At 69.4% G+C, this 15,825-nt stretch carries 13 protein-coding genes; 11 read left to right on the top strand and 2 right to left on the bottom strand.

The window, feature by feature from the left end:
• The first annotated feature begins 72 nt into the window (after positions 1-72).
• From fusA to BV453_RS10870, 11 genes are all read left to right on the top strand, one after another.
• Positions 73-2,187 (top strand): elongation factor G, encoded by a 2,115-nt coding sequence (fusA, locus tag BV453_RS10920; protein ID WP_062632877.1) that lies wholly within the window; start codon positions 73-75, stop codon positions 2,185-2,187.
• Positions 2,188-2,351: 164 nt separating this feature from the next.
• Complete coding sequence (gene tuf / locus BV453_RS10915; RefSeq protein ID WP_062632876.1) at positions 2,352-3,545, top strand: elongation factor Tu; 1,194 nt, start codon at positions 2,352-2,354, stop codon at positions 3,543-3,545.
• 218 nt (positions 3,546-3,763) lie between these two features.
• Entirely contained in the window at positions 3,764-4,756 is a 993-nt protein-coding gene (locus BV453_RS10910) for a YveK family protein (RefSeq protein ID WP_249521580.1), read from the top strand.
• Positions 4,753-6,561, top strand: a complete 1,809-nt coding sequence (locus BV453_RS10905; RefSeq protein WP_249521579.1) for a nucleoside-diphosphate sugar epimerase/dehydratase — start codon at positions 4,753-4,755, stop codon at positions 6,559-6,561. The genes BV453_RS10910 and BV453_RS10905 overlap by 4 nt, the downstream gene beginning before the upstream one ends.
• Positions 6,558-7,694 carry a DegT/DnrJ/EryC1/StrS aminotransferase family protein gene (locus tag BV453_RS10900; RefSeq protein WP_249521578.1) on the top strand — a complete coding sequence of 379 codons (1,137 nt, stop codon included), beginning with the start codon at positions 6,558-6,560 and terminating at the stop codon, positions 7,692-7,694. The genes BV453_RS10905 and BV453_RS10900 overlap by 4 nt, the downstream gene beginning before the upstream one ends.
• Positions 7,691-8,317, top strand: coding sequence for a sugar transferase (locus BV453_RS10895; protein ID WP_249521577.1), 627 nt, complete (start codon positions 7,691-7,693; stop codon positions 8,315-8,317). The genes BV453_RS10900 and BV453_RS10895 overlap by 4 nt, the downstream gene beginning before the upstream one ends.
• On the top strand, positions 8,310-8,972 hold the full coding sequence (locus tag BV453_RS10890) for a NeuD/PglB/VioB family sugar acetyltransferase (RefSeq protein ID WP_249521576.1): 663 nt from the start codon (positions 8,310-8,312) through the stop codon (positions 8,970-8,972). Before BV453_RS10895 ends, BV453_RS10890 begins: the two co-directional genes overlap by 8 nt.
• Complete coding sequence (locus BV453_RS10885; RefSeq protein WP_249521575.1) at positions 8,969-9,901, top strand: NAD-dependent epimerase/dehydratase family protein; 933 nt, start codon at positions 8,969-8,971, stop codon at positions 9,899-9,901. The genes BV453_RS10890 and BV453_RS10885 overlap by 4 nt, the downstream gene beginning before the upstream one ends.
• Positions 9,898-11,034: a glycosyltransferase family 4 protein gene (locus tag BV453_RS10880; protein ID WP_249521574.1), complete on the top strand. Its 1,137-nt coding sequence runs from the start codon at positions 9,898-9,900 to the stop codon at positions 11,032-11,034. Before BV453_RS10885 ends, BV453_RS10880 begins: the two co-directional genes overlap by 4 nt.
• A complete protein-coding gene (locus BV453_RS10875) occupies positions 11,031-12,359 on the top strand; it encodes an O-antigen polymerase (protein WP_249521573.1) in 1,329 nt (442 codons plus the stop codon). The genes BV453_RS10880 and BV453_RS10875 overlap by 4 nt, the downstream gene beginning before the upstream one ends.
• A complete protein-coding gene (locus BV453_RS10870; RefSeq protein ID WP_249521572.1) occupies positions 12,356-13,378 on the top strand; it encodes a hypothetical protein in 1,023 nt (340 codons plus the stop codon). Before BV453_RS10875 ends, BV453_RS10870 begins: the two co-directional genes overlap by 4 nt.
• Here the strand turns inward: BV453_RS10870 and BV453_RS10865 are convergent.
• Together BV453_RS10865 and BV453_RS10860 are read right to left on the bottom strand one after the other, a co-directional pair.
• On the bottom strand, positions 13,357-14,511 hold the full coding sequence (locus BV453_RS10865; RefSeq protein WP_249521571.1) for a hypothetical protein: 1,155 nt from the start codon (positions 14,509-14,511) through the stop codon (positions 13,357-13,359). The two genes, BV453_RS10870 and BV453_RS10865, sit on opposite strands and share 22 nt — an antisense overlap.
• Complete coding sequence (locus BV453_RS10860; RefSeq protein ID WP_249521570.1) at positions 14,508-15,761, bottom strand: nucleotide sugar dehydrogenase; 1,254 nt, start codon at positions 15,759-15,761, stop codon at positions 14,508-14,510. The genes BV453_RS10865 and BV453_RS10860 overlap by 4 nt, the downstream gene beginning before the upstream one ends.
• Positions 15,762-15,825 lie beyond the last annotated feature (64 nt).

Here is a 15,825-nt window from a genome sequence, read left to right as displayed (position 1 = left end):
TTCCGCGTTCCTGGGCCCGTCGCACCCCCTCTTCGCAGTACACCTGCTGCTCCAATAGATAAGGACACTCCTGTGGCACAAGACGTGCTCACGGACCTGAGCAAGGTCCGCAACATCGGCATCATGGCGCACATCGATGCCGGCAAGACCACGACGACCGAGCGCATCCTGTTCTACACGGGCGTCAACCACAAGCTCGGCGAAACGCACGACGGTGCCTCGACCACCGACTGGATGGAGCAGGAGAAGGAGCGCGGCATCACGATCACGTCTGCCGCCGTGACCTGCTTCTGGAACAAGAACCAGATCAACATCATCGACACCCCCGGTCACGTGGACTTCACGGTCGAGGTGGAGCGCTCGCTCCGCGTCCTCGACGGCGCGGTCGCCGTGTTCGACGGCAAGGAGGGCGTCGAGCCCCAGTCCGAGACCGTGTGGCGTCAGGCCGACAAGTACAACGTCCCCCGCATCTGCTTCGTCAACAAGATGGACAAGCTCGGCGCGGACTTCTACTTCACGGTCGACACGATCATCAACCGCCTCGGCGCCAAGCCGCTGGTGCTGCAGCTCCCGATCGGTGCCGAGAACGACTTCGTCGGCGTCATCGACCTCATCGAGATGCGCGCCCTGGTGTGGCCCGGCGACGCCAAGGGTGACGTGACCATGGGCGCCTCCTACGAGGTGCAGGAGATCCCGGCCGACCTCAAGGACAAGGCCGAGGACTACCGCCAGCAGCTGCTGGAGACGGTCGCCGAGACCGACGAGGAGCTTCTCGAGAAGTTCTTCGGCGGCGAGGAGCTCACCGTCGCGGAGATCAAGGGCGCCATCCGCAAGATGGTCATCGCCAGCGAGATCTACCCGGTCCTCTGCGGCTCCGCCTTCAAGAACCGGGGTGTGCAGCCGATGCTGGACGCCGTCGTCGACTACCTCCCGTCCCCGCTGGACGTGCCCGCCATCGAGGCGCACGACCCGAAGGACGAGGAGAAGATCATCGAGCGGCACCCCGACGCGAAGGACCCGTTCGCGGCCCTGGCCTTCAAGGTCGCCGTGCACCCGTTCTTCGGTCGTCTGACGTACGTGCGCGTCTACTCGGGCGAGCTCGAGTCGGGCGCTCAGGTCATCAACTCGACAAAGGGCAAGAAGGAGCGCATCGGGAAGATCTTCCAGATGCACGCCAACAAGGAGAACCCGGTCGACAAGCTGACCGCCGGCAACATCTACGCCGTCATCGGCCTGAAGGACACCACCACCGGTGACACCCTCGCCGACATCGCGCAGCCGGTCGTCCTCGAGTCGATGACGTTCCCGGAGCCGGTGATCGAGGTCGCCATCGAGCCGAAGACCAAGGCCGACCAGGAGAAGCTGGGTCTCGCGATCCAGAAGCTCGCTGAGGAGGACCCGACCTTCCGCACGGAGCTCAACCCCGAGACCGGTCAGACGACCATCAAGGGCATGGGCGAGCTGCACCTCGACATCCTCGTGGACCGCATGAAGCGCGAGTTCCGCGTCGAGGCGAACGTCGGCAAGCCGCAGGTCGCGTACCGCGAGACGATCCGCAAGGCCGTCGAGAAGCACGACTACACGCACAAGAAGCAGACCGGTGGATCGGGTCAGTTCGCCAAGATCCAGTTCAACATCGAGCCGCTCGAGCTCGACGGCGAGAAGACGTACGAGTTCGTGAACGCGGTCACCGGTGGCCGCATCCCGCGCGAGTACATCGGCTCGATCGACGCCGGTTTCCAGGACGCCATGAACGTCGGTGTCCTCGCGGGCTACCCGATGGTGGGCGTCAAGGCGACCATCGTCGACGGTGCGGCGCACGACGTCGACTCCTCGGAGATGGCGTTCAAGATCGCGGGCTCCATGGGCTTCAAGGAGGCCGCTCGCCGTGCCAACCCCGTGCTGCTCGAGCCGCTGATGGCCGTCGAGGTCCGTACTCCGGAGGAGTACATGGGCGACGTCATCGGCGACCTGAACTCGCGTCGTGGCCAGATCCAGTCGATGGAGGACGCCGCCGGCGTCAAGGTCGTGCGCGCCGCGGTGCCGCTGTCCGAGATGTTCGGCTACATCGGCGACCTGCGCTCGAAGACCTCGGGCCGTGCCGTCTACTCCATGGAGTTCGACAGCTACGCCGAGGTCCCGCGCGCGGTGGCCGACGAGATCGTCCAGAAGGCCAAGGGCGAGTAACACTTCTGGGAACCCTGGGTCGCTGAGCCTGTCGAAGCACCCGGGGTTCCCAGGTCACCTACAACTTCACATTCCCTCTCTACTAAACTGAGAACCTAACCCGTAGAGAACCGGTCGCAAACCAGTGCCCGGCACCTCTACAACGACGTCCTGAGGAGGACCCAGTGGCTAAGGCCAAGTTCGAGCGGACCAAGCCGCACGTCAACATCGGAACGATCGGTCACGTCGACCACGGCAAGACCACGCTCTCCGCAGCGATCTCGAAGGTGCTTGCTGACAAGTACCCGTCCGACACGAACGTGCAGCGTGACTTCGCTTCCATCGACTCGGCGCCGGAAGAGCGCCAGCGCGGTATCACGATCAACATCTCGCACATCGAGTACGAGACCCCGAAGCGCCACTACGCCCACGTTGACGCCCCCGGCCACGCCGACTACGTCAAGAACATGATCACGGGTGCGGCGCAGATGGACGGCGCGATCCTCGTCGTCGCGGCCACCGACGGCCCGATGGCGCAGACGCGCGAGCACGTGCTGCTCGCCAAGCAGGTCGGCGTCCCCTACCTGCTCGTCGCGCTGAACAAGTCCGACGCGGTCGACGACGAGGAGATCCTGGAGCTCGTCGAGCTCGAGGTCCGCGAGCTGCTCTCGAGCCAGGGCTTCGACGGCGACAACGCTCCCGTCGTCCGTGTCTCCGCTCTCAAGGCCCTCGAGGGCGACGAGAAGTGGGTCGACGCGATCCTCGAGCTCATGCAGGCTGTCGACGACAGCGTGCCGGACCCGGAGCGTGACCGTGACAAGCCGTTCCTCATGCCCGTCGAGGACGTCTTCACGATCACCGGTCGTGGCACCGTCGTCACGGGTCGCGCCGAGCGTGGCACCCTGGCCATCAACTCCGAGGTCGAGATCGTGGGTCTGCGCCCGACGCAGAAGACGACCGTCACCGGTATCGAGATGTTCCACAAGCAGCTCGACGAGGCCTGGGCCGGCGAGAACTGTGGTCTGCTCCTCCGCGGCACCAAGCGCGAGGACGTGGAGCGCGGCCAGGTCATCGTGAAGCCGGGTTCGGTCACGCCGCACACCGACTTCGAGGGCACGGCCTACATCCTGTCCAAGGACGAGGGTGGCCGCCACAACCCCTTCTACACGAACTACCGTCCGCAGTTCTACTTCCGCACCACGGACGTCACCGGCGTCATCACGCTGCCCGAGGGCACCGAGATGGTCATGCCCGGCGACACCACCGACATGACGGTCGAGCTGATCCAGCCGATCGCCATGGAGGAGGGCCTCGGCTTCGCCATCCGTGAGGGTGGTCGTACGGTCGGCGCCGGTACGGTGACGAAGATCATCAAGTAAGCATCTGCTTCCTCGCAAAGGGGTCGAGCCTTCGGGCTCGACCCCTTTGTCGTCGGTGGGCGCGGCATGAGCCCGCGCACCGATCCCCTAGGATGAGAACGCCGCGAGGCCGCGGCAACCGTCTCCGGCGGGACCGAGTTCCCGCCGGATCATCCGATATATCAAAATGACGGTTCTACGGAGTCGTACCGTGCCCATGAGGCTCGAAGAGGAGAAGCATGTCCCCGGGGGAGTGGTTCGTCGCGTTCAGACGAGCGTGGCTGGGGATGCTCATCGCCTTCCTGCTGTGCGTCATCGGCTCGGGGGCTCTGCTTCTCGTCACGCCGCCCGCGTACGAGGCCGAGGCGGAGATCGTCTTCAGCGCCGACCCGGGGGCGACGAACTTCGTCCCGCGCACCGTGGCGACGAACGCCGCGGTGCGGGCACGCTCCGCGAGCGTCATCGCGACCGTGGCCGAGAGGTTCGACGTGGACCGGACGGAGCTCGCCGACGGAGTGTCGGCGACCTGGATCGCGGACACCTCGATGACGGCCATCATGGTCACGCACACCGACCCTCGTCTGGCTGCGGATCTCGCCACCGCGATCGCGGAGACGGCAGCCGACCAGGCCGGGTCCGACGTCCGTGCCCGCGCCTATGGGGCGGCGATCCCCGAGTCCCCGGTGCGGCCTCAGGTCGCGACCACTCTGGCCGTCGGGGTCCTTCTCGGGATCGCGCTCGCTCTCGTCTACGTCGCACTGCGGTTCGCGCTCTCCCGACGGATCCGTTCCGTGGCCGACGCGGCCGACCTGACCGGGCTCCCGGCCTATGCGCTTCCGAGCGGTGAGCTCACGGAAGAGCAGACGCACGAGCTCCAGATGCTCACCAGCGTGTGGGCAGGGGAAGGACGAGCCATCGCCCTGCTGCCCGTGGACGCCACCATCGACGTCTCCGCGGTGGTCGAGCGCATCGAGGCCGGGCCCGCCGGACTGACCGTCGTGCGCCTGCCGCTGTCCCGGAAGGGCGTCCCTGACGCGGCTGCTCTTCAGCGCGACGGCGCGCTCGTCCTCCTCATGAAGATCGGCGAGACCAGCAGACGCGCGGCGGACACGCTGGGCCACCTCCGACGTGACGGCGTGGCGAACCTGCGCGGGGTGATCGTCCTCGGCAGCGGCACGCGACGGCGTGCGACGAGTGTCGTGAGCGAACCGGCGAACGAAGGACGCGCATGAGCACGGTGGACGAGACCGAGCGCCGCAAGGGCCATCTCTTCGCCCTCGATGGACTCGCGTGGACGGTGGCGGGCCTGCTCGTCGTGCTCCTCCGCTACGACTTCCTCGTGCCGGCCGTGGTGTGGCCGTTCACCGCGATCGTGGTCGCCGGCCTCATCGCCGGGCAGTTCGCCGCCGGCTTCATCCTGCACCTGTACCGCGGGCGCTATCTCTACGGGTCGATCGAAGAGGTGCGTGCTCTCGGCCTCAGCGCGCTCATCGTCGGGGTCCTCCTGGGCGGCGCCCTGCTGGTGTGGATGCGTCAGCCGGCCGAAGCCCTCCGCAGCGCGCTCTCGGCCACCGCCATCGCGCTCATCCTGATGCTGGTCTTCCGCTATGTGCCCCTCGTCTTCAGCCGGAACGCCAAGGAGGCGCCGGCCGCATCCCGCAAGGTGCTCGTCTTCGGGGCCGGGTGGGTCGGGCAGCAGCTCATCAGCCGGATGCTCAACGAGACGCAGGATCCGGTCTTCAGCCCGGTGGGGCTCATCGACGACGACGTGAAGAAGCGGAACCTGCGGGTGAAGGGCGTCCCCGTGCTGGGCACCCTCTCGCAGCTGCAGGCCGCCGTCGAGGTCAGCGGAGCGACGGAACTCATCATCGCCGTCGGACGCGCCGACGCGCCGCTGCTGCGTCGCGTCACCGATGCCGGCACGGCCGCAGGGCTGAACGTGCTCGTGCTCCCCGAACTCGACAAGGTGCTGCAGGGGGCGAGCCGGATCCGCGACCTCCGCGACGTGAGCATCGAGGACCTCATCGGCCGTCAGCCCGTCGATACGGACGTCAAGTCCATCGCCGGATACGTGACCGGGAAGCGCGTGCTCGTGACGGGTGCCGGAGGATCGATCGGGGGCGAGCTGTGCCGCCAGCTCGCGCAGTTCGGCCCGGAGACCCTCATCATGCTCGACCGCGACGAGAGCGGACTCCAGGGCAGCCAGCTCAGCATCTCGGGCCACGGCCTGCTCGACACCGACGACGTGGTCCTGGCCGACATCCGCGACGTGGAGTCGCTGCGGGAGATCTTCCGGAGGCATCGCCCGCAGGTCGTCTTCCACGCGGCGGCCCTGAAGCACCTCCCCATGCTCGAGCAGTATCCCGACGAGGCCTGGAAGACGAACGTCCTGGGTACGCGGAACGTGCTCGAAGCGGCCCTCGACGTCGACGTGGACACCTTCGTCAACATCTCCACGGACAAGGCGGCGAACCCGTCGAGCGTGCTCGGACATTCGAAGCGCGTCGCCGAGAAGCTCACGGTGTGGGCCGCGAACACCTCCGGGCGCCGCTACCTCTCGGTGCGGTTCGGCAACGTCATCGGCAGCCGGGGCTCGATGCTCCCGATGTTCCGCACCCTCATCGAGGCCGGCGGCCCGGTGACGGTCACGCACCCCGAGGTCACGCGGTACTTCATGACCATCTCCGAGGCCTGCCAGCTGGTGGTCCAGGCCGGCGGCATCGGCCGTCCCGGCGAGGTGCTCATCCTCGACATGGGTGAGCCCGTGCGGATCCTCGACATCGCCCAGCGCATGATCGCGATGTCCGGCGAGTTCATCGAGATCGTCTACACCGGCCTGCGCCCGGGGGAGAAGCTCCACGAGGAGCTGATCGGAGCCGACGAGGTCGTCGAGCGGCCGTTCCACCCCCAGATCCAGCACACCTCGATCGGGAGCATCAGCCCGCAGGCACTCGACCGGGACGGCTGGATGCGGCGCCTGCGGCCTGCGGACGAGGAAGAGCCCGCGCTCGGGCGAGAAGGAGAGCTCCAGCGATGAGCGACCGCATCTACATGTCCTCCCCGGACGTCGGTGAGCGGGAGGAACAGGCGATCGTCGCGGCGCTGCGCTCCGGGTGGGTCGCGCCGCTGGGACCGGACGTCGACGCGTTCGAGCGTGAGCTGAGCACGCGGGTCGGCGCCCGGCACGCCGTGGCCCTGAGCTCCGGGACCGCGGGGCTCCACCTGGGTCTCCTCGCCCTCGGCATCGGCGCCGGGGACGTGGTCGTCACCTCGAGCTTCACCTTCGCGGCCACCGCGAACGCCATCGCCTACACCGGTGCGACGCCGCACTTCATCGACGCCGACCCGCAGACGGGGAACATGGACGTGGCGCTGTTGGCCTCCGTCCTCGAGGGGCTCGCCGGCCAGGGCACGCCGGCCGCGGCGATCGTCCCCGTCGACCTCCTCGGCAAGGTGGCCGACATGGAGAGCATCGAGTACCTCGGCCGCCAGTACGGCATTCCGGTGCTCGCCGATGCCGCCGAGTCGCTCGGCGCCCGTCGTCACGACCGCGCGGCGGGGAGCTTCGGGACGGCCTCGGTGGTCTCCTTCAACGGCAACAAGATCATGACCACCTCCGGCGGCGGCATGCTGCTGACCGACGACGAGGACCTGGCCGACCGCGTCCGCTACCTCGCGACGCAGGCCCGGCAGCCGGTGGCGCATTACGAGCACACCGAGATCGGGTACAACTACCGGCTGAGCAACCTGCTCGCGGCCCTCGGGCGCGCCCAGCTCTCCCGGCTCGACGACATGATCGAGCGTCGCCACCGTTGGCGGGACGAGTATCGCGCGCTCTTCGACGACGTGGAGGGCGTCACGATCTTCGGCGGCGAGGACGACGCGGACGACAACGCCTGGCTCACCGCGGTGCTCGTCGACGAAGCCGTCGCCGGGTGGAGCGCGTCGGAGCTCTCCGCGCACCTGGGGACGCACGACATCGAGTCACGGCCGCTGTGGAAGCCGATGCACCTGCAGCCGGTGTTCGCCGATGCACCCGCCGCGGTCACCGGGGTCGCGGAGCGGTTCTTCCGGACGGGCATCACCCTTCCCTCCGGCTCGGCGCTCTCGGATGAGCAGATGCAGCGCGTGCAGAGCCTGATCCGTGAGTTCCTGGCGGAGCGGGCATGAGCCGGCTTGTCTCCGACGCACTGAAGCGGGCGGGGGACGTCCTGGTCGCCGCCGTCGTGCTCGTCGTCACGCTGCCGCTCCAGATCGTCGTCGCGCTCCTGATCGTGGCGCGGCTGGGACGTCCGGTCGTCTTCCGCCAGCCGCGTCCCGGCCGGAACGGGGAGATCTTCACGCTCTACAAGTTCCGCACGATGCGCCCGATCGATCCGCACCGCGGCGTCGCGAGCGACGAGGACCGGCTGACCCGCTTCGGGCGGCTGCTCCGCGGCACGAGCCTGGATGAGCTCCCGACGTTCTGGAACGTGCTCCGCGGCGACATGAGTCTGGTCGGTCCGCGACCGCTCCTCGTCTCCTACCTCGACCGCTACACCCCCGAGCAGGCGCGACGGCACGAGGTGCGGCCGGGAGTTACCGGACTCGCGCAGGTGAGCGGGCGGAACGCCGTCGACTGGGACGAACGATTCCAGCTCGACGTGCGCTACGTGGAGCAGCGGTCGCTGCGCCTCGATCTCTGGATCCTCTGGCGCACGGTGGCCGTCGTCGTGCGCCGCGACGGCGTCAGCGCGCAGGGCCATGCCACGATGCCCGAGTTCCGACCGGAGCGGAGGGACGTCGATGCGTGACCTCGTCATCCTCGGGGCCGGCGGGTTCGCTCGCGAGACGCTCGACGTCGTCGAGGCGATCAACGCCGTCTCCCCGGCGTACACGGTGCAGGGCTTCGCCGACGACGCGCCCCGCGCCCTCGCCCTGGAGCGCCTGCACGAGCGCGGACATCGCCACCTGGGCGGCATCGACGAGGTGCTCGCCGCGTTCCCCGGCGCGGGCGTCGTCATCGCCGTCGGTGCGCCGGTGCACCGCGCCGCCCTCGCCGCGCGCGTGGACGACGATCGCGCCGTCACGCTGGTGCATCCCGGCGCCTCCATCGGGTCGCGCACCGTGATCGCCGCGGGCTCGGTGGTGTGCGCCGGAGCGCTGGTCTCGACGAACGTCCGCATCGGACGCCACGGGCACCTGAACCCGGGCGCGATCGTCGGGCACGACAGCATCCTGGCGGATGTCGTCTCGGTGAACCCCGGTGCCGTCGTGTCCGGAGATGTGCGCATCGACGCGCAGGTGCTCGTCGGCGCCAACGCCGTCGTCCTCCAGGGGCTGCACATCGGCGAAGGCACGACGATCGGCGCCGCCGCCTGTGTCACGAAGGACGCCCCTCCCCGGGTGACACTGGTGGGTGTGCCCGCCCGCGTCCACGAAACGACAGGAAAGAGTCACAGCTCGTGAAGGTCCTCATCACCGGCGGAGCCGGCTTCATCGGTTCCAACCTCGTGCGCCGCTTCAACGCCGAGGCTCCGGAGGTCGACGTCCACGTCCTCGACGACTTCAGCACCGGGCGCGAGACGAATCTGGCCGGCACCAGGGCGACGGTGCACCGCGGCTCGGTCGCGGACGCCGAGGCGGTCGCCGCGGCGTCGGCGGGTGCCGACGCGATCGTCCACCTCGGAGCGCTCGGCAGCGTGCCGCGCTCCATCGACGACCCGATGGCCTCGCACGTCGCCAACCTCACCGGCACACTGACCGTGCTCGAGGCCGCGCGCCGCGAGAACGCCTACGTGGTCATGGCGTCGTCGAGCTCCGTCTACGGAGCGAACCCGGCACTGCCGAAGTCGGAGTTCGACTGGACCCGCCCGATGAGCCCGTACGCCGCGACCAAGCTCGGGGGAGAGGCGTACGTGCTGGCCTACCAGTACTCGTACGGCCTGCCGACGCTGGCCTTCCGCTTCTTCAACGTCTACGGGCCGTATCAGCCGGCGGACCACGTGTACGCCGCCGTCATCCCCCGCTTCCTCGACGCCGCTCTCGCCGGTCGTCCGCTGACCGTGCACGGCGACGGGCTGCAGTCCCGCGACTTCACGAGCGTCGACAGCGTGACGCAGGCGCTGATGGTCGCCGTCCGCGACCGGGTGGTCTCCGAGCATCCCGTGAACCTCGCTTTCGGGACCCATACCTCGCTGCGCGAGCTGATCACCGTGATCGAGGGCGAGATCGGCACCTCGGTCGCCGTCGAGCACGTCGAACCGCGCCGCGGCGATGTGAGGGCGTCGCAGTCGGACGGGGTGCGGTTGCGCGAGCTGTTCCCGGACGTCCGGCCCGTGCCGCTGGAGGACGGGATCGCGAAGACGGTCGCATGGTTCCGGAGCAAGGACTCGTGAGCGCAGCCGACCCGGCGCGCATACTGATCGGAGTCACCGCCGACGTGTCCGTCGGGCTGCTGTCCGGACTGCCCCAGACACTGGCCGCCGACGGCTGGGACGTGCACGTGCTCAGCTCGCCGGGGGAGCGGCTGGACGCCCTGGGTGAGGTGCCGGGCGTGACCGTGCACCCGTTGCCGATGGCGCGGGAGATCGATCTGCGGCGCGACGTCCGCGGACTCCGCGAGTGGATGCGGGTGATCCGCCGGATCCGACCGGACGTCGTGTTCGTCGGTACTCCGAAGGCCGCCCTGCTCGGGATCACCGCCGCTCGGCTCCTCGGCGTGCGGACGCGTGTCTACCACCTGCGCGGCCTCCGGCTGGAAACCGCCACCGGAACGCTGCGGCGCATCCTCTCGGCGATGGAACGGCTGACCATCCGCCTCTCGACGAGGACGCTCGCGGTGAGCCCGAGTCTCCGGGAACGGGTGCTGGCGCTGGGCCTGGCTCCCGCGTCGCGGGTCGTCGTGCTCGGACGGGGGAGCTCGAACGGCGTGGACGTCGGACGCTTCTCGCCGGACACCCCGCCGGTGGACGTCGACGGTCTCGACCCCCAGGTGCCGGTGATCGGATTCGTCGGACGGCTGAATCACGACAAGGGCCTCGAAGTGCTCGCCGACGCCTGCCGTCTCCTCGACGAGGAGGGGGTCGCGCATCAGCTGCTGGTCGTCGGGGGCGTCGACGGCGCGGAGCTGACGGCGTTCGCGCGGCTCCGCCGAGCGCCGATCGTGCTCGGCGCGGTGGCGGACACGGCGGGGTACTACCCGCTGATGCGCGCGCTCTGCCTCCCCACCCTCAGGGAGGGCTTCCCCAACGTGGTGCTGGAGGCGAGCGCGACCGGGGTCGCGGTCGTGACGACCGATGCCACGGGCGCCGTCGACTCCGTGATCCCCGAGCGCACGGGCCTGGTGGTGCCCGCCGGTGATGCGGCGGAACTCGCCGTCGCGCTGCGCCGCGTGGTCGAGAACCCCGACCTCGCCGCCCGGCTGGGAGCGGCGGGCCGCGATTTCGTGGTCGAGGGCTTCCGCCGCGAGAGCGTCCAGTCCGCGGTGGGCGCGTTTCTCCGCGGCGAGCACGACCGGGGGCGGCGATGACCGACATCCCGAACGGCCTCGCATCCCTCGTCGTGGTCGTCCTGCTCATCGGCCTCACGGTCCTGACCTGGTTCGTCGCCCGTCGTGCGTTCCTCCCCGTGGCGGTGCACAACGGAGTGTGGGCGGTCACGCTGACGCTCGTGGCGTCGGGGCTCATCGCATACCACCGGGCGTCCCTCGCAGCGTGGGGAGTGCTGGTCGTCGGGCTCGTCTTCTTCTCGGTCGGGGCCTGGGGCGGCGCGGCGCTCGGATCCCGTACCGCGCGGAAGGCGGACCTCGCCCCCCGGGATCACGCGCTCGTGAGCCGGCGGACCCTGCTCATCCTGTCCGGGGCGTATGTGCTCGGTTTCGGCACCTACCTCTGGACGATCCTCCAGCGCTTCGGCTGGGAGACGTTCCTCTTCCAACCGGAACGCATCCGCGGTGCAGCGGACTCGTACCTGGCGGACGTGCCGGTGTGGGCGCGGTTCCTCATGTACATCGGGCCTCTGCTTCTCGCGATCCTCGTGGTGCCGGGATCGGTTCGGCGAGGGCTGGCGTGGTGGTGGCGGGTACCTGCCGCACTGCTCCTGGCCGTCTCGATGCTGGCGCTGCTGCAGCGCACCAACCTCTTCGCGGGCGTTCTTCTCGCCATCGCTGCCCTTCTTCTCCTCTGGCGTCGGACGCGCGGCGCCGACATGTCGCGCCACTGGTATCTACGCCCCTGGGTCATGGCCGCCGGGGTCGTCGTGATCGGTGCAGGGGCGCTGGTCGCCTTCCAAGTGGTCGCGAGCGCACTGGGCAAGACCGGCGACATCGGCGCGAACGTCTCTCCCGCGCTGAGCGCGTCCGGACTGTCGAGCCCCTTCATCTACCTGACCGCCGGCGTCCCGGCTTTCCTCTCTCTGGTGGACTCCACCAACGGCGCCTGGCCACCCGTCGGCGGCTCACGGCTCGTGTACGGCGACTACAACCCCCAGACCTTCGGCGCCGCCTATTTCGAACCGGTTCTCAGCCTGATCCCGGGGGCGCGCACGTGGACACCTTCGGCGCCCTTCGTCGATGTCGGCACGCTGACGAACGTCTACACATGGATGGAGCCCTTCTACCGCGACTGGCGGGCGGTCGGTGTCGCCCTCGGCGCAGCAGGCGTCGGCCTGCTCGTCGCCTACCTGACCGCGACGCGGAAGGCATCGCCCGTCCGCTGGTGGCTCGCAGCCCTCCTCGTCTCCACGCTCTTCCTCGCCACGTTCGCCCAGAAAACCAACAACACGCTCTACCTCGTGACGGCGGCGATCATCGTCGTCCTCGGCATCGTGAACGCCCGAAGGCCGAGACAGACATGAACGCGCTGCACACGTTCACGAGCTACGGCCGGACGGCGGGGAGCGCGCGCGTCCGCGTCTTCGACTGGCTGGATCGGGTGGACGCACCCGCGGTCTCGCACTCGTACCTCGACGGAGCGAACAACTCCGCCCGGGCGCTGCTGCGGGATCCCCGGCGGCTCCTGGCCGTCGAGAGCGAGCTGCGTCGCGCCTCCGTCCGCGACGCCACGGTCCTCGTCTCGCGCCAGGCGAGCCCCGTGAGCAGGGGCGGCGTGGAGGCGCGCCTGCTCCGTCGCGCCCGGACCGGCGTGTACGACTTCGACGACGCACTCTTCCTCGACCGCCGCGGGCTCTTCCCGAAGGCCTCGATCTGGCGGGCGGCGGTGTCGGCGGCGGATCGCGTGATCGCGGGCAACGCCACCCTCGCCGAGGAGGCGAGCCGGCTGAACCGGGACGTGCTCGTCATCCCCAGCTGTGTCGACCCGGCCCAGTACACGCGGAAGACCGACTTCGCCGCGCAGGAGACCCCGCGTGCGGTCTGGATCGGCTCACCGGCCACCGAACGATACCTCGGCGACATCGCGCCCGCGCTGCTCCGCGCGCACACGGAGACGGGTATGCGGCTCACCGTCATCAGCGCGGGACTCGCGTCGCTCGGCCCCCTGGATGCGATCGTGGACCGGGTCGCGTGGTCACCGCAGACCTTCGGGGCCGCGCTCGCCACGGCCGACATCGGGCTGATGCCGACTCCGGACACTCCGTGGGCGCGGGGCAAGTGCGGCTACAAGCTGCTGCAGTACGGCGCCGCGGCCCTCCCGATGATCGGCGACCCGGTCGGCGTCAACGCCGAGATCCTGCAGCGGGCGGACGGCCTCGCGCCGCGCACCGCGGGGGAGTGGACGGACGCTCTGGTGGGCTTCTTCGGAGAGAGCGCGCAGCGACACCGGGACCGCGGGGAGACGGGGCTCCGTGCCGTCGCCGAGCACTACAGCTTCTCGGCGTGGGAGCCCGTCTGGCGTCAGGCCGTCGTCGGCGCCTGACCGGAGCGTCGGGCCACGACGAGCCAGCACACCGAGGACAGGAGCGTGCAGACGGCGTAGGCCCAGATCGCTCCGCTCAGCCCGGCCAGCAGCGCACCCACAAGAGGGCCGACGACGCCGAGCGCGGTCTGCACCAGGCGGGCAGTGAGAAGGCCCCGGCGGGAGGCGCGGAGGCGGGAGACGATGTAGAACGTGTGTCCGACCATGTTCGCCATCACGAAGAGCGCCGTCGGGAGGGCGAAGGGCACGAGATCGCGGAGGGTGCCCAACGGCCAGGGAGTCGCCCCGAGCAGCAGCAGTGCGGCAGCGGCGAGGGCCCCGAAGACGACGCCCCCGGCGAGGACGAGTCCGATGGTGGGAGCAGACATCCGCAGGCGCGCGATACGCGGACGGATCGGGTTCAGCAGCAGGCGCACGGGCGCCGCCACGTTCGAGACCGCGCGGTACACGCCGAACGGGCCCACTCCGAGGATCGGGGCGAGCGCGTACGGTGTGCCGATCGCCGAGGCATCCATGATGAGGGAGTCGCGGAGCAGCGGCGCGATCGCCGTGCGGCGCTGACGGATCCAGCGCAGCAGCGCTCCCGGGCGGACCGGAGCCGGCCACGTCGAGAAGAAGGCCGCCGCCAGGCTCGATGCCGCCCAGGTGCCGAGCACCCAGGAGAGCTCACCGCTGTGGAGGAGGAGGGTGACCGCGCTCAGGCCGAGCGCGATCACCGCTCCCACCGCGTCACCGACGAAGGAGCCTCGCGTGTCGCCGTGCTCGACCGCGTAGAAGCGCGCGGCGGAGCGGTAGGCGCTGCCGCCGATCGCGAGCGCGACGAGCCACCAGTACGGGGTCAGTGCGGAGTCGGTCACCGCGACCGCCAGCCCCGCGACCGCGGCGAAGAGCAGAGCGAATTCCGTGGAGGCGCCGCCGAAGTCGCGCCACGGCACGGGCGTCTCGACGCGCGAGCGGGTGGCGGCCTCGCAGATGACGGAGAGGGCCAGGGACAGCGCGAACGCCCCGGCGAGATAGACGATCGAGAAGAGTCCGAAGTCGGTCGGTGCGAGCGTGATGAGACCCAGCACCTGCACGGACAACGTCGCGACCGCGGCGGCCGATGACGTGAGGATCAGGCGCAGCGAGCTCACAAACGAACGACCCGGGGGCCCGTGAGCCGGCCCTTGGTGTCGAGCACCGGGTTCGGCGAGTCCTGGAGCAGGCTCAGATCGAAGTCGGAGTGGTCGGTCACCAGGATTACGAGGTCGGCGGCGGCGATCTCCGCGGCCGAGTACTCGACGCGCTCCACGGCGGCCGGCCAGCGGTGCGTCTCGACATGGGCGTCCGCACCCCGGATGGACGCGCCGAAGGCGGTCAGCAGCTCGATGAGACGGAGCGACGGGGACTCGCGGATGTCCGCGGTGTCGCGCTTGTACGCGAGACCGACGAGCAGGATCGTGGAGCCGTTGAGCGATCGGCGATCCTCGTTGAGGAGCTCCATCGACCGCTGCGCCACATAGTCGGGCATGTGGTCGTTGACGTCGTTCGCCAGCTCGACGAAACGGAAGCTGCGTCCGAGCTTGCGGCGCACCTGCCAGGAGAGGTAGCTCGGGTCGACGGGCAGGCAGTGCCCGCCGACGCCCGGTCCGGGCGTGAACTTCATGTATCCGAACGGCTTCGTGGCCGCGGCGTCGATCGACTCCCAGATGTCGACGCCGAGGTCGTGCGCGAAGACGGCGAGCTCGTTCACCAGCGCGATGTTCACATGGCGGAAGGTGTTCTCCAGCAGCTTGGTAAGCTCCGCCTCCTTCGGCGTCGTCACCGGGACGGTCTCGTCGACGAGCTGGTCGTAGAAGTCCTTCACCCGGGCGAGGGAGTCCTCGTCGATGCCGGAGACCACCTTGGGCGTGTTGACGAAGCCCCACTTCGGGTTGCCGGGGTCGATGCGCTCCGGGCTGTAGCCGACGGCGAAGTCACGACCGGCGACGAGGCCGGATCCGGCCTCGAGGAGCGGGACGAGGATCTCCTCCGTGGTGCCGGGATACGTCGTGGATTCGAGCACGACGGTCGCACCGGGGGTGAGCCGCGTCGCCAGCGACTCTCCGGCGGACTCGATGTAGGAGATGTCCGGCAGGCCTTCCCGCAGCGGGGTGGGGACCGTGATCACCGCGACATCGAAGCCCTCTGCGTCGTCGTAGTCGGACGAGGCGAGGTACCTCCCGGTCTCGATTGCCTCGGTCAGCTGAGCGCTCGAGATGTCATCGACATACGACTGGCCGCTGCGCAGGGCGCTGATGCGCACCGCGTCGACATCCAGGCCGACGACCGTCATGCCCACCTCCACGGCGCGCATGGCAACCGGGAGTCCCACATAACCCTGACCGACGATGACAGCTTTCACGTACGCTCCTCCATGGTGTGGTCGAACCCCGCCATGGGCGTGCGATGCCGTGCGCATCGCTGCT

Origin of the sequence: Microbacterium sp. ER1 (assembly GCF_023383675.1) — a bacterium.
GTDB lineage: Bacteria > Actinomycetota > Actinomycetes > Actinomycetales > Microbacteriaceae > Microbacterium.
Note: the sequence above shows the minus strand (reverse complement) of the source record. Positions and strands in the feature narration are given on the sequence as shown.